Raw genomic sequence first — 14165 nt, forward strand, 5'->3', positions numbered from 1 at the left:
GGTTGCCATGTTTAACGCGATTATCCAGATCAGCCTGAAACAACGCTTGTTCGTGTTGATGGGGGCATTGCTGCTGATGTTGTATGGGCTGTTTACCCTGCGGCAATTGCCCGTGGATGTATTCCCCGACCTCAATAAACCCACCGTCACCCTGATGACCGAAGCCGAAGGTATCGCCCCGGAAGAGGTCGAACAACTAGTCACCTTCCCGCTGGAAACGGCGATGAACGGGCTGGAAGGCGTGACACGGGTACGTTCCGTCTCCGGCGTGGGCTTGTCGATTCTGTACGTCGAATTTGGCTGGGGGACGAACATTTACCGTAACCGCCAGCAAGTTTCCGAGCGACTCGGAGCAGTTACCAACCAGTTACCCGCAGGCGTTGTGCCGCAAATGTCGCCGATCAGTTCGATCATGGGTGAGATTTTGCTGGTGGCAATGACGGCGGAAGAACCCCCCATCCCCAACCCTTCCCCCGCAAGGGGTGAAGGGGGTAAGACAGCAACACCGATGGAGGTGCGGGATTTGGCGGAGTGGGTGGTGCGCCCGCGCTTGCTGGGGATTCCGGGGGTATCGCAAGTGATCCCGATGGGCGGCGAAGTACGCCAGTACCGCATTACCCCCGATGTGGCAAACATGGAACGCCTCAAGATCAGCATCAGCCAGTTGCAAACCGCGCTGCACGGTTTTGCCAGCAATACCAGCGGCGGCTTTCTGGAAGCACAGTCGCAGGAATACCTGATCCGCAACATTGGGCGCACCACCAAGCTGGAAGACATGCAGCAATTAGTGGTAGCACACCGTGACAACGTGCCGATCCTGTTGCAGCAGGTAGCGAAGGTGGAATTTGCCGCTGGGGTGAAACGCGGGGAAGCCAGTTTCATGGGCAAACCGGCGGTCATCCTGTCGGTGCAAAAGCAGCCCAGTGTCGATACGGTCAAGCTCACCCGCGAAGTAGAAAGCGCCTTGGCAGAGATCAACCGCAACCTGCCTGCGGGGGTAAAGGCGGATAACCTGCTGTTCAAGCAAGCCAATTTCATCGAAAGTGCCATCAGCAATGTAGAAGAAGCCTTGCGTGACGGGGCTATCATGGTGGTGATTGTGCTGTTTTTGTTCTTGCTGAATGTGCGCACCACGCTGATTTCACTGACCGCCATCCCGCTGTCCTTGCTGGCAGCAGGGTTGGTGTTTCATGCGTTTGGCTTGTCGGTCAATACCATGACGCTGGGCGGCTTGGCGATTGCCTTGGGCGAACTGGTGGATGATGCGGTCGTCGATGTGGAAAACGTGCTGCGCCGTCTGCGCCAGAATGCGTTGCTGCCCGCACCCTTGCCTGCCTTGCAAGTGATTGCGGCGGCTTCGCGGGAAGTGCGTTCCGGGGTGGTGTATGCCACGCTGATTGTGGTACTGGTATTTGTGCCGCTGTTCTTTCTGGCGGGGATTGAGGGGCGGCTGTTTACGCCCTTGGGTATTGCTTACATTGTGTCGATACTGGCGAGCTTGGGGGTGGCGGTGACGGTGACGCCGGTGTTGTGTTATTACTTGCTGGGGAAACAAACGGCGGCAGAAAAGCCAGATTCCCCGCTAGTCCGCCTCCTCAAACGCCTCGACACCCGCCTGCTGCACTGGTCATTCCGCCACGTCAAGCTATTGCTCAGTGCCGCCGTGATCGTGGTATTGCTCGCCATCGCCAGCATCCCGTTCTTTCCCCGTGCGTTCCTGCCCGCGTTCAACGAAGGCACGTTGACGGTCAGCCTGCTGTTGCAACCGGGCATTTCCCTGACCGAATCCAACCGCATTGGCACATTGGCAGAAAACCTGTTGTTGCAAGTGCCGGAGGTGAAACAGGTCGGGCGGCGCACCGGACGCGCTGAACTGGACGAACACGCCGAAGGGGTGCATTCCAGCGAAATTGACGTGGATTTAGCACCTTCGGAACGTGGGCGTGACGCGGTATTGGCGGACATTCGCAGCCGATTGGCGGTGATCCCGGCTGCCATCAATATCGGGCAACCGATTTCGCACCGCCTTGACCATTTGCTCTCTGGAGTCAGGGCGCAAATAGCCTTGAAAGTGTTTGGCGATGACACCGACACCTTGCGTAGCTTGGCAACAGATTTGCAAACCCGCTTGGCAGCGATTCCCGGCGTGGTCGATTTGCAGCTCGAAAAACAGGTGCGCATCCCGCAATTGCAGGTACGGGTCGATTACAACAAAGTGCAGCAATACGGCGTTACCCCTGCCAGCATCAACCAAGCCCTCGAAACCCTTGCCAACGGCGCAACGGTCGCACAAGTGTTGGACAATAACCGCCGTGCCGACGTGGTGATCCGCCTGCAAGACGCTGACCGCACCGCCCACGGTTTGCGCAATCTGCTGGTGGAAACCCACGCGGGCTACATTCCCCTACAACAGATTGCCAGCATCGAAGACAGCAGCGGCCCCAACCAGATCGTGCGTGAAAACAGCCGCCGCCGCATTGTGCTGTCTGCCAATGCCGCTGATGGCGCGGACATGGCAGGTGTGGTGCAAGCCATCCGTGCCGAACTTGCCGATTTCCCGTTACCCGAAGGCTATTTCACCCGCCTCGAAGGGCAGTTCCAGGCACAAGAGGAAGCTACCCAACTCATTGCCATGCTGGCGCTGGTATCACTGACGCTGATTTTTCTGGTGTTGTACAGCCGTTACCAATCCAGCGTGTTGGCGCTCATCATCATGGGAAATATCCCGCTGGCACTGGTCGGTGGGGTGGTGGCGCTGTGGCTGGCGGGGCAAACGCTGTCGGTGGCAAGTCTGGTCGGCTTCATCACACTGGCGGGGATTTCCACCCGCAACGGCATCCTTAAAATCAGCCATTACCAGCATCTGGTGCAGCATGAAGGCGAAACGTTCGGCATCCCCATGATCGTGCGCGGCAGCCTGGAACGTCTGACACCCGTGTTGATGACCGCGTTGGTGGCAGCGTTTGCGTTGCTGCCCCTGATCTTAGCCAGCGGCGAACCGGGCAAGGAAATTTTGCATCCGGTGGCATTAGTCATTTTCGGCGGGTTGGTCAGTTCCACCCTGCTCGATACCCTGCTTACCCCGGTACTGTTTTACCGCTGGGGCGAAAAACCGTTACAAAACCTTTTATCTAATCAAGGAGCTACCCATGAAACTGTTTAAAACCACCCTGTTTGCTGCATCCCTACTGATGGCAGGCTATGCAATGGCGCATACAGATGAATTCCTCGATAGCCAGAAATCCCCGCACGATGGGCAAATCCGCATGACCGACACCCACCATCTCGAACTGGTGATCAAGGACAAGGACATCACCGTATACGTGATGAACCATGCCAACGAAGCCCAGCCCAGTGCGGGAATGACCGCCACCGCCACGGTGCTTTCTGGTGATACCAAAACCGAAGTGAAGCTGGAACCAGTGGAAGAAAACCTGCTGAAAGGCACGGGCGACTTCAAAACCAGTGATGACATGAAAGTGGTGTTGTCGGTTACGCCTGCACCCATGACAGTACGCTACACCCCGTTCCAGAAGGCGGAAGCCGACCCAGCAGCAGAAACAGCTCCGGCTGGGCATGACATGGGCAAAATGGACATGCCCGCCAAGGATGAAGTGAAAAAGTAAGGCTTCCTGTTCCGCTACACCAGCTACCCATCATTACTCATGCCCATGCTGGTGATGGGCATCCGGGAAATGGGCATGGGTATGCACCATCGGTTCATGCCTGTGCCAATGCCGGTGCTTGATACCCACCGCTACCGGAAAATCATGCCCATGCTGGTGGTGTTCATCATGGGTATGCTCATGTTCATGTTCCAGTGCACCATGCGGGTGTTCGTGGGCATGATTTTCTGTCAAATGCAGCCAGACACCTGCCGCCATCAACAGCCCCGCTGCCAGCAGTGGCACTGTGACGGGTTCGCCCAACAACACGATGGAGAGCATTGCACCGAAGAAGGGTGCAACTGAAAAATAAGCCCCGGTACGGGCAGTCCCCAAATGGCGCAAACTGACCACGAACAGGGTGAGGCTTACCCCGTAAGCCAGAAACCCCAGCAACAGGGCTGCACCCAACAAAGGAAGTGCGGGTAGCGATGCAGCACCCAATACCCACACCAAGGCAAGATTGACGATACCCGCCACCAGCCCTTTCACCGACGCAATCCATGTTGCATCATTCAGTGATACCTTGCGGGTTAGGTTATTGTCGACTCCCCAAGCAAAACAGGCTCCGAGTATCGCCAGCGCAGGCCATACAGTGCCAATGCGTGCTTCCCCTGACCAACTCAATAGCAACGCCCCGGCAACGATAGCGAACATACCCAGTGCAATGCGCCGATCCACGTTTTCGCGGAAGACGAACCATGCCAGCAGTGCGGTGAACACCCCTTCGGCATTGAGCAGCAGGGAAGCACCGGAAGCAGGCATATTGACCAACCCCACCATCAGTAACACAGGTGCAATGACCCCTCCAGACAGCACCGCACCACCAAACCAGAGGGTTTCGTGACGGGATAGCCTGACTGACGGGGCGTGACTGAACCAGCGGTACAACAGCAACCCCAGCCCTGAACCCAGATACAGCAAGCCCGCCAGCATCCACGGGCTAATGCCATCCAGCAACAACTTAGCCAGCGGAGTGCTTGCGCCAAACAGTACGGCAGCACCTAAAGCGGCGGGGATGCCTTGCTGGGAAAAAGCCAATTTTTCCGGTTTAACCGTGCGTTTTATCTCACATTGCTCCCATAGCCAGTGTATAAACCAATCCCAATACGGCACACACGCCGATTACTTTCATCACGTCCACCTTGTATTTCCACAAGGCAATAAACGCAGCGATTGCTACCACCACAGCGAACCATTCAAACGGGGCTGTAAACGGAGTCGCGTCCGTCGCTTTCGGCCAGAACGTATGCCAAGCGAAAAACACCGCCAGATTCATGATGACACCCACCACCGCAGCGGTCACGCCGGTCAAAGGTGCGGTAAACTTGATGTCATTACGCGAGCTTTCCACCACTGGCCCTACCGCGAGAATGAACAGGAATGACGGCAAAAAGGTGAAAAACGTTGCCACCGCTGCCCCGGCAAAACCGGCAGCAAGCGGATTGGTAAACACTTCCTTGGTAACACCCCCCAGATAGCCTACCCAAGTGACCACCATGATTAATGGCCCTGGGGTAGTCTCGCCCAGTGCCAGACCATCAATCATTTGCGGGCCGGTCAGCCAGCCGTACTGTTCCACCCCACCTTGGTACACATACGGTAACACCGCATACGCCCCACCAATGGTCAGAAATGCTGCCTTGGTAAAGAAACTGCCCATGTCATTCAGGGTTTGCTGCCCGCCGACCACCAGCATTGCCAGCCCCCAGATGCCAACAAATACCGCCAGCGTCATCCCCAGCTTCATCCATGAGAATTGGGCGTGTGCCGGAGTGGGTGTGTGGTCATCAATCACCGCCGCGCCGTATTGCTTGTCAGATGCACCGTGTCCGCCGCCGCCTTTGAACTTGTCCGGCATGACTTTGCCACCAATCACACCCAATAAAGCGGCTGCTAACACAATCCACGGGAAACCAATCCCAAACACAAAAATGGCAACAAAAGCCGCTGCTGCAATGCCCCACAAGACGCTGTTTTTCAGTGCCTTCGAGCCAATTCGCCACGCCGCAAACAGCACAATCGCCACCACTGCGGGTTTTATGCCATAAAATAGACCCTGCATCAGCGGTACATCGCCCCATGCCAGATACACCCCCGCCAATACGGAGAGCAGTAAAAACGCAGGCATAAAGAACAATACCCCCGCCATCACCGCGCCCACCACGCCGTGCATCAACCAGCTAATGTAAATCGCCAACTGGATCGCTTCCGGCCCCGGCAAGATCATGCAGAAATTCAGTGCGTGTAAAAAACGGTGTTCCGAAATCCAGCGTTTCTTTTCCACCAGATCGGTGTGCATCATCGCAATCTGCCCCATCGGGCCACCAAAGCTGATGAAACCGAGTTTCAGCCAGTAGAAAAATGCTTCGCCCAAGGTTGGGGTACTCGGAGGTAAATTAGCCATAACGACCATCCACACGCGGTTTGATCAACATGGGTGCATACTGCCAAACAAACAGGGCGAAAGCCACGATCCAGATAAATTGCGCCATTAATATCCATAAAGCGTAAAACTGTGGAAACAGCCCCGCAGCGACCACCCGCACCAGCGTACCGATTAGCAATAAGCCGAAAATCACGCTGACTAACGACGGCGGCTCAGCCACATTACGCCCGGTATGCCCCAGCGTCACACGCGCCATCATCCCCACCGTCAGGGTCGCAATCCCGCCATACGCAAACGCATGAATCGCCAAAAACGGTGAAATTCCCGCCGCCAGGCTCAGAAATTTCAGCGCAAAACCCGCAATCAACCAGCCATACGCCAGATACAGCACCCACAACAACGGCTTTTGCCAAATATTGGGGTGATACCAGCCCCACAAACGCAAAATATGCAGCGGCACTTGCACCAATGCCAAAAGTGCTGCCGCCCACGCTGAGCCGGGATGACCGCTTGCCATTGCCAGCAAATCCGCCAGCATAAACAGCAAAAACAAAATCAAGCTGGCGCGATCAATCCACGAATGGTTCTGCGCGGTAAACGGGCAACCTACACCGCGTTCGATGAAAAACGGGATTACCCGCCGCCCCATCGTCAAAATCAACGCTACAATGACGTAAAAACCCGCATACAAACCCAGTTGCATTCCTTGCGCCCAAATACCTAGCAAACCCAGATAAAACAGCGTGTTCGCCAGCAACAGCAATGCAACCTTGCCCACAATCGCCGCTTGATTCCATTGTTTCGCTCGGATAATGGGCAGTGCCGCTGCGACCAGTAAACCCGTGAGCCACACCACATCCAACACTGCCGTCCACACCAGCGGCAACCCCGTAAACGGCAATACCCGTGCTGCCAACCATAATCCCGCCAATAGCAGCAATGGCGTACCACTCAAGGTTTGTTGCCCCGTCCAGTTTTTGATAGCGGTCAGTAAAAAACCCGTAATGACTGCACCCGCATACCCAAACACCATTTCATGCGCGTGCCAGGTTACCGACGGGTAAGCACTGTGCAAACCTTGCCAGTTAAAGCTGTAAAGCGCAGTCCATAACACCATGCCCAGCAGCGCATACAAGCCCGCAGCCAGAAAAAACGGTCGGAAAGCCAAGTGCGTGAATGCCGGTTGCTGTGAAGCGGGCGGGGTAATCTCCAATTGAATCATGGAAAATTTCCTTAATAATCAAATTACTGTTTGTGGTCTGCGGTCGAACGGATGTCATGATCTAACGATTGCAATTGGGCAATGATAAGCGCCAGCTTTTTGCCATTTTCTGTGATGGTGTATTCGGTATGCGGTGGTATTTCTGGGTAAACTTGACGGGATAACAAACCGTAAGCCGTCAGTTTTCGCAAGCGTTCCCCCAATACTTTGGTGGAAATACCTTCGATATGACGCTCTAATGCGCCGGGGCGGGAAATACCCTCGGCAATAGCCTGCAAGACAGAAACCGACCATTTACACCCAACGACATCCTCTAACTGCCGATAGCTTGAACGCTGGGATGATGATTTTTTTTCTGCCTTATTTTTCATGAAATTACCCCATAAAGTAGGTAGGGAACCAAAAAGTGCCTGCTATTATGCTGCGGCGCAGAGGCTTAAGCTGTGAGTGTGTCATAAAGGCATCCACCGTAACAATTTCAGGAGAAAATATTATGAAAACCAATGCCATATTTTATCATGCCGGTTGTCCGGTGTGTGTTGCCGCCGAACAAGCGGTGGCTAATGCACTCGATCCGGCACGCTATGAGGTGGAAATTGTCCATTTGGGCGAGGATAAAGCTCGATTAGCAGAAGCTGAAGCAGCCGGAATCCAGTCTGTGCCTGCTTTAGTCATGGATGGCGGCGTATTCCACATCAATTTTGGTGCAGGCATTGATGCCTTGCGCTAACGACTCCTGAGTACGGTTGCCCCACCGATCAATCGGTGGGGCAACCTGTGATGCGGATGGAATTACCGGCACAATACGTCAGTACGGGTACTTTCCACGATTGCACCCGCGTCCGCGATAATGTCTTCCGGCACATTCAAATCGCGCAAGGCTTTGACCAGATTTTCCACCGTGGCATCGAAATGCACATCCGAAAGCCCCATGTGATCGACCATGTGCTGGTGAGCGGAACGCATGTCCTTACCCGCATAACCGCCTTCCGCGCCCAACGCAAAGGAAATGAAATCCTTCTGGTGTTGGCGTTGCTTTTCCATATTGGTATTCGCGAAAAAGTGTTTGACGCGATCATCCGTCAGCATGTATTCGTAAAAACGATCAACTGCTGCATCCACTGCGGCTTTACCACCAATACGCTTAAAAACATCTCTCATTGTGAAACTTCCTTATGACTAAAAAACATGAATAAAACCAACCCCAGCAACACCAAACACCACACGGCAAAACCCACCCACACGATCAGCAGTGAAATCCACTGCAACGGCGGAAATTCAGCCGCCAACCCTAAGCGGAAACTGGCAACCGCGTACATCCCCAGCGGAAACACCATGCTCCACATCGCCGGTTCGTAGCGTAGCGGGTAACGTTTCACCCCGTGCTTCCATACCCCAAAGATCACCAGCATCGGAATCCACCAAGTTGCCCACGACCACAACAACATTGCTACGCCATCAATAAACGGGTGCAAGGCTTGTAAAAAGTGCAGGCTAGGCGAGGTTTGCAATAACACCGTTCCGGCATTCACCCCTGCCGCCGCTGCACCCATAATGACCCACAACAAGGGTGAAGTGTCTTCCGGCTGAAATCGCTGGAAGAATATCCGGTAGCAAAATAAGGTGACAAAAATCCCGTATAACACCAGCCCCAGCAGCCACAGCAAATGCACTTCCACCAGCATGTAATCGGTGTAAATGCCCAAATCCGGCGCAACCATCACCCCCAACAATACCAGCGATTGCGTGGCAATAATCGAAGTCAGCCAGTCGCCATGCACCACATTCACGGTATGCGGATGCGTCAAAAACGTCAGCACGCTAAAACTCAGGTACAACAGCAATGACCACACCACAAAGGCAAACGCCCAACACGCCAACGCCAATTGCGGGTAGCCGTGTTGATGCAGCAAAATCCCCACCACATTGGTCGATACCACCAGCGTAAAAAACGCAAATACCCGCCGGATATTCAACAGGTCGATTTTCACCGCTTGCGGGAAACGCCATAAACGCCACGCACTCAAACCCAGCATGATGACCCATGTCAGCAACGCTGCCATGAATAGCCCCTCCGCCAGCAGCGTTTGCCCGATCATGTCAAACGCAATGCTCAAGATGCCGCTCGCCATTGCTACTGCGAAGTAGCCCGGCGGCAAGCCTTCCAGCCATCGGAGTGTGTTGTCAGATGTATGCTGCGTCATGGATAAACTAGCCAGTACTCCACGCACGGGGGCGTTGCATTCCGGCAATTTTGCAGGTTTGTTTCACATAGCCATAAGGGAACAGATGGAACAATTGCTGCTTGGCGGCTTTTTTGTCGATTCCTTGCTGTTTTGCCATGAAATCGGTGACGTGGCGGATGTCGGGGGTGATTTTGTGTTCTTCCCAATAATCACGCACGTATTGCAACACGACCCAGTAATCATCGGTCAATTCGATGTTTTCTTCAGCGGAGAAAGCGTGGGCAATGTCTGGATTCCAATCTTCGGGGTTAACGAGATAGCCTTCGGCATCGCGTTCAACGTTTAGTTCTGTGGACATGGTGTGCCTCCTATTCCTACTAAAATGTTCAGATTTAAGCATACGCATAAGCATTAGTGCTTACATAACGATATTTTTTGCTGTCTAATATCGAAATTGTCGATAGTAAAGATTGCCGCATGGATACCGAACAAGCCCGTACTTTCCTCGCGATTGCTGCCCACGGCAGTTTTATTGCCGCTGCCAGCCAGCTACACCTCACGCAATCCACCGTGAGTGCGCGGATTCAACGGCTGGAGGAAACCTTGAATGCACGGCTGTTCGTGCGCAATCGCTCCGGCGCGAGCCTGACACCCGCAGGGCGGCGTTTTCTGGAATACGCCAAACGGCTGGTATTTACCGCAGAACAGGCGATTCACGACGTGGGTTCATCCAGCCGTTACCGCGCGACGCTGCGTGTCGGGGGGCGCATTGCCTTGTGGGAAGGTTTTTTGCCGCAATGGGTCGGGTGGATGCGCCGCACCAATCCCGATGTGGCCATGCGTACTGAAATCGGTTTTGAAGATGACCTGATGCGCCGTTTGATTGAAGGCACGCTCGACATGGGTTTGATGTACACGCCCAGCCATCAACCGGGGCTGATTGTTGAACATTTGTTTGACGAACGCCTGATTCTGGTCAGCAGTCGCCCTGATGTTCACGAACCGGGGTCGGGTTATGTCCACGTTGATTGGGGCGCAAGTTTTCATGCGCAACACCGCCAAAGTTTCCCGCAAATGGAAACGCCTGCATTGGTGGCGAATATCGGTTGGTTAGCGATACAACTGGTGCTGGCGAATGGTGGTTGCTGTTTTTTGCCGGTGCGTTTGGCACAGCCGTTGTTGATGACGGGGCAATTGTTTCCGGTGGTGGGTGCGCCGGAATACGACCATCCGGCGTACATGGTTTATCCGCAAAAAGCCGAGAGCACGGTGTTGGAACAGGCGGTGCAGGGCTTGCGGGAAGTGGCGAAACAGCAGCGTTAACCCACGCTTTCGGCACACATCTTGCTATCGCGAAGAGGCGTTTTACCACCACCTATGAATTGGGTGGTTTTTGCTGACGCAAGCAGGTGAATAATCCCTGCATCCATGCCTGTTGGCGATCTTCTGCACGAACCACCAGCCACAGATGTTTTTCCAGCGGCTGGACCGCGTGAGTTAACAGCGCAATGCGATCCCGACAGGCATTGCGTTCCAATAACCATGCGGGAAGGAGCGCAATTCCGCGTCCACTGGCAACCATCCCCAGCATCAATTCCGTATCCCCCACCGTCTTGTGGTGGCGTGGCTCCAGCCCAGCAGGTTGCAAAAGCTGGGTGAACACATCCAAACGGCTACGCTCCACCGGATAGGTCAGCAAGGTTTCATCTGTCAAATCACTGGCGGTGAACGTTTGCCGTGTCGCCAAGCGGTGCTGCTTGCTTACCGCCAAGCATAGCCGGTAACTGAAAAGTGGTTCATGGTGCAAATCACCATGCGGCATCTGGTCGGGTGTTAGGCAGGCATCAATCTGGTAGCTCAGCAAAGCCGGTAACGCGGAAAAGCGGTACTGGCTGACCACATCCACATCAATAGCAGACCATTCCTGCATAAAACGGGTCAGTGCCGGATTCAGCCATTGCGCACAAGGCAAGCATTCCACCGCGACATGCAAACGCCCGCCGCGCCCGTCCGCCATCAGTTTGAGGCGACTGCGGGTGATTGCAATTTCTGGCAAAACCCGCTGCGCCAGCCGCAACAATTCCTGTCCCGCAGGCGTGAGGCTGAGGCGTTGCCCCTGTTTGTTCCAGAAGGCAATACCGATCTCGTGTTCCAATGCTTTCATGCGGTGTGACAGGGCGGATTGGGTCAGGCACAAGGCTTCTGCCGCCGCACCGAGCGTCTGGTACTGGTGCAGGGCGTGGATAATGCGTAGGTGGGCGATGTCCATAATGAGATTTACTCATGATTTGCTGAGAAAAACGCGATTCTATTCATTGATAGATCACTGCACAATCCACCTTCCTGTTATTCAATGGAAGAATGTGTATGCGACTCCACAACCTCGGCTTCCCGCGCATGGGCGCGAACCGTGAACTGAAATTTGCACTGGAAAGTTACTGGAAAGGCACGGCTGACGCTGATAATTTGCTGACGACGGCTTACAGCTTGCGCCAACAGCACTGGAACGTCCAGCAGCAAGCGGGGCTAGACTTTGTGCCCGTGGGCGATTTCGCCCTGTACGACCATGTGCTGAACACCAGCCTGATGCTCGGCAATATCCCGCCACGTTTCCAACAGGGGCAAGGGGCAAACGAACTGGACCAGTATTTTCGCATGGCACGGGGACGCGCCCCGACAGGCGAACCCACTTTTGCCTGTGAAATGACCAAATGGTTTGACACCAATTACCACTACATCGTGCCGGAACTGGCAGCAGACACCGATTTTCATCTGGCTTCCACCCAGTTGCTGGATCAGGTGAAAGAAGCCAAAGCCGCCGGGTTCAACCCCAAGCCCGTCCTGCTGGGGCCGTTGTCGTACCTGTGGCTGGGCAAGGTCAAGGGGCAGGAATTCGACAAGCTGGAACTGCTACCCCGCCTGCTGCCCGTGTATGTGGAAGTGTTGCAATACCTCGCCGCGCTGGGGGTGGAATGGGTGCAAATCGACGAACCCATTCTGGTGCTGGATTTGCCGCTGGCATGGCAAAACGCCTTTGAATCCGCCTACAACCAGCTCCAAAGCCGTAACCTAAACCTGTTGCTGGCAAGCTATTTCGGTGAGTTGCGCGACAACTTGCGGCTGGCGTGCAACTTGCCCGTGGCAGGGCTGCATCTGGATGCGGTGCGCGGGCGGGAAGAAATAGCGCGGGTGCTGGACAACCTTTCACCCTACAAAGTGCTGTCCCTTGGGGTGGTGGATGGGCGCAACCTCTGGAAAACCGACCTCAACGCGGTGCTGGCATGGCTCGAACCCATCCACCAACGCTTAGGGGAACGCCTGTGGCTTGCCCCCTCCTGCTCATTGCTGCACGTACCGCTGGATTTGGGGCTGGAAACCACGCTGGATACAGAACTGAAAAATTGGCTGGCATTTGCCGTGCAAAAGCTGGATGAATTGCGCATCCTCAGCCAAGCCCTGACCCAAGGACGCGGCAGTGTGCGTACTGCGCTGGAAGCCAACCACGCCGCCATTGAAAGCCGCCAAACCTCCACACGGGTACACAACCCGGCAGTGGCACAACGCATGGCAGACATTACCCCGGCACTGCTGCAACGCGCATCCACTTACCCCGAACGCGCCAAGGCGCAACAGCAACGCTTTGAGTTGCCGCTGTACCCCACCACCACCATTGGCTCATTCCCGCAAACGCAAGAAATCCGCAAGGCACGGCGTGACTTCAAGGCGGGGCAACTGGATACAGCCAGCTACCACGCTGCGATGCAGGCAGAAATCCGCTACGCCGTCGAAGTACAGGAACAACTGGGGCTGGATGTCCCCGTGCATGGTGAAGCCGAACGTAACGACATGGTGGAATACTTCGGAGAACAGCTTGCTGGATACGCCTTCACCCGGCTGGGTTGGGTACAGTCCTACGGTAGCCGTTGCGTCAAACCGCCGATCATTTACGGCGATGTCTCACGCCCGTTGGCGATGACGGTGGAATGGTCGGCTTATGCCCAGTCCCTCACCGCCAAGCCCATGAAAGGGATGCTCACCGGCCCGGTTACCATGCTGCAATGGTCATTCGTGCGGGACGACCAGCCGCGCCGTGATACCGCGTTCCAGATTGCGCTGGCGTTACGGGATGAAATCCTTGACCTAGAAGCGGCTGGCATCGGCATTATCCAAGTGGATGAACCCGCCTTCCGCGAAGGTTTGCCACTGCGCAAAACCGAATGGAAAGCCTACCTGCAATGGGCGGTGGAGGCGTTCCGTCTGTCAGTAGCGGGGGTACGCGATGATACCCAAATCCATACCCACATGTGCTATTCCGAGTTCAACGACATCATGCCGGAGATTGCCGCGATGGATGCGGACGTGATCACCATCGAAACCTCGCGTTCCGATATGGAATTGCTGGAAGCGTTCAGTGAATTTGCCTACCCCAATGAAATCGGCCCCGGCGTGTACGACATCCACAGCCCCAATATCCCCACGGTAGACAGCATGGTGCGGATGATGCAGAAAGCCAGCCGCGACATTCCACCCCAACGCTTGTGGGTGAACCCGGATTGTGGGCTGAAAACGCGCCAATGGGCGGAGGTGATCCCGGCACTGGCCAACATGGTGGAGGCTACCAAGGTGTTACGCGAAGCTGCTTGATAAAGAAACCGCCCAGCAGCGGTGTAAGCCGTTCTACTGGGTTGGTTGTGGCTTGCGGA

13 protein-coding genes are annotated in these 14165 nt (G+C 55.1%); 5 read left to right on the plus strand and 8 right to left on the minus strand.

The window, feature by feature from the left end; genetic code table 11:
* The first annotated feature begins 7 nt into the window (after nt 1-7).
* Both QJT81_09300 and QJT81_09305 read left to right on the plus strand, forming a co-directional pair.
* Nucleotides 8-3163: an efflux RND transporter permease subunit gene (locus tag QJT81_09300; GenBank protein WGZ96147.1), complete on the plus strand. Its 3156-nt coding sequence runs from the start codon at nt 8-10 to the stop codon at nt 3161-3163.
* A complete protein-coding gene (locus QJT81_09305; protein WGZ96148.1) occupies nt 3150-3626 on the plus strand; it encodes a hypothetical protein in 477 nt (158 codons plus the stop codon). The genes QJT81_09300 and QJT81_09305 overlap by 14 nt, the downstream gene beginning before the upstream one ends.
* Nucleotides 3627-3659: 33 nt before the next feature.
* Here the strand turns inward: QJT81_09305 and QJT81_09310 are convergent, their stop codons facing one another.
* Genes QJT81_09310 through QJT81_09325 form a run of 4 tightly spaced genes read right to left on the minus strand, consistent with a single transcriptional unit; the run spans nt 3660 to nt 7647 of the window.
* Nucleotides 3660-4706, minus strand: coding sequence for a DMT family transporter (locus QJT81_09310; protein WGZ96149.1), 1047 nt, complete (start codon nt 4704-4706; stop codon nt 3660-3662).
* A gap of 28 nt (nt 4707-4734) precedes the next feature.
* Nucleotides 4735-6072 (minus strand): chromate efflux transporter, encoded by a 1338-nt coding sequence (chrA, locus tag QJT81_09315; GenBank protein ID WGZ96150.1) that lies wholly within the window; start codon nt 6070-6072, stop codon nt 4735-4737.
* Nucleotides 6065-7276, minus strand: a complete 1212-nt coding sequence (locus QJT81_09320; GenBank protein ID WGZ96151.1) for an NnrS family protein — start codon at nt 7274-7276, stop codon at nt 6065-6067. Before QJT81_09320 ends, chrA begins: the two co-directional genes overlap by 8 nt.
* Nucleotides 7277-7299: 23 nt before the next feature.
* On the minus strand, nt 7300-7647 hold the full coding sequence (locus QJT81_09325; GenBank protein WGZ96152.1) for a helix-turn-helix domain-containing protein: 348 nt from the start codon (nt 7645-7647) through the stop codon (nt 7300-7302).
* A gap of 122 nt (nt 7648-7769) precedes the next feature.
* On the opposite strand from QJT81_09325, the gene QJT81_09330 reads away from it, so the two are divergent.
* Nucleotides 7770-8006 (plus strand): thioredoxin family protein, encoded by a 237-nt coding sequence (locus tag QJT81_09330; GenBank protein WGZ96153.1) that lies wholly within the window; start codon nt 7770-7772, stop codon nt 8004-8006.
* A 62-nt stretch (nt 8007-8068) separates the two neighbouring features.
* Here the strand turns inward: QJT81_09330 and QJT81_09335 are convergent, their stop codons facing one another.
* The 3 genes from QJT81_09335 to QJT81_09345 are packed head-to-tail and all read right to left on the minus strand — an operon-like array spanning nt 8069 to nt 9820.
* Nucleotides 8069-8437 (minus strand): group 1 truncated hemoglobin, encoded by a 369-nt coding sequence (locus tag QJT81_09335; GenBank protein ID WGZ96154.1) that lies wholly within the window; start codon nt 8435-8437, stop codon nt 8069-8071.
* Entirely contained in the window at nt 8434-9480 is a 1047-nt protein-coding gene (locus QJT81_09340; GenBank protein ID WGZ96155.1) for a tellurite resistance/C4-dicarboxylate transporter family protein, read from the minus strand. Before QJT81_09340 ends, QJT81_09335 begins: the two co-directional genes overlap by 4 nt.
* Nucleotides 9481-9487: 7 nt before the next feature.
* Nucleotides 9488-9820, minus strand: a complete 333-nt coding sequence (locus tag QJT81_09345) for a TusE/DsrC/DsvC family sulfur relay protein (protein WGZ96156.1) — start codon at nt 9818-9820, stop codon at nt 9488-9490.
* Nucleotides 9821-9939: 119 nt separating this feature from the next.
* On the opposite strand from QJT81_09345, the gene QJT81_09350 reads away from it, so the two are divergent.
* Nucleotides 9940-10785, plus strand: a complete 846-nt coding sequence (locus QJT81_09350; GenBank protein WGZ96157.1) for a LysR family transcriptional regulator — start codon at nt 9940-9942, stop codon at nt 10783-10785.
* A gap of 52 nt (nt 10786-10837) precedes the next feature.
* Here QJT81_09350 and QJT81_09355 read toward each other — a convergent pair whose 3' ends face one another.
* The gene (locus QJT81_09355) at nt 10838-11731 is read right to left on the minus strand and encodes a LysR substrate-binding domain-containing protein (GenBank protein ID WGZ96158.1); all 894 of its coding nucleotides are present in this window, start codon (nt 11729-11731) and stop codon (nt 10838-10840) included.
* 92 nt (nt 11732-11823) lie between these two features.
* On the opposite strand from QJT81_09355, the gene metE reads away from it, so the two are divergent.
* Nucleotides 11824-14106: a 5-methyltetrahydropteroyltriglutamate--homocysteine S-methyltransferase gene (metE, locus tag QJT81_09360; protein ID WGZ96159.1), complete on the plus strand. Its 2283-nt coding sequence runs from the start codon at nt 11824-11826 to the stop codon at nt 14104-14106.
* Nucleotides 14107-14165: the final 59 nt, after the last annotated feature.

The organism is Candidatus Thiothrix putei (assembly GCA_029972225.1).
Taxonomy (GTDB): domain Bacteria; phylum Pseudomonadota; class Gammaproteobacteria; order Thiotrichales; family Thiotrichaceae; genus Thiothrix; species Thiothrix putei.

Coding starts and splice junctions, on each gene's coding strand:
- QJT81_09305 (WGZ96148.1), top strand. CDS start 3,150: ATGAAACTGTTTAAAACCACCCTGTTTGCTGCATCCCTACTGATGGCA.
- QJT81_09330 (WGZ96153.1), top strand. CDS start 7,770: ATGAAAACCAATGCCATATTTTATCATGCCGGTTGTCCGGTGTGTGTT.
- QJT81_09355 (WGZ96158.1), bottom strand. CDS start 11,731: ATGGACATCGCCCACCTACGCATTATCCACGCCCTGCACCAGTACCAG.
- metE (WGZ96159.1), top strand. CDS start 11,824: ATGTGTATGCGACTCCACAACCTCGGCTTCCCGCGCATGGGCGCGAAC.
- QJT81_09345 (WGZ96156.1), bottom strand. CDS start 9,820: ATGTCCACAGAACTAAACGTTGAACGCGATGCCGAAGGCTATCTCGTT.
- QJT81_09320 (WGZ96151.1), bottom strand. CDS start 7,276: ATGATTCAATTGGAGATTACCCCGCCCGCTTCACAGCAACCGGCATTC.
- QJT81_09340 (WGZ96155.1), bottom strand. CDS start 9,480: ATGACGCAGCATACATCTGACAACACACTCCGATGGCTGGAAGGCTTG.
- QJT81_09300 (WGZ96147.1), top strand. CDS start 8: ATGTTTAACGCGATTATCCAGATCAGCCTGAAACAACGCTTGTTCGTG.
- QJT81_09350 (WGZ96157.1), top strand. CDS start 9,940: ATGGATACCGAACAAGCCCGTACTTTCCTCGCGATTGCTGCCCACGGC.
- QJT81_09335 (WGZ96154.1), bottom strand. CDS start 8,437: ATGAGAGATGTTTTTAAGCGTATTGGTGGTAAAGCCGCAGTGGATGCA.
- chrA (WGZ96150.1), bottom strand. CDS start 6,072: ATGGCTAATTTACCTCCGAGTACCCCAACCTTGGGCGAAGCATTTTTC.
- QJT81_09325 (WGZ96152.1), bottom strand. CDS start 7,647: ATGAAAAATAAGGCAGAAAAAAAATCATCATCCCAGCGTTCAAGCTAT.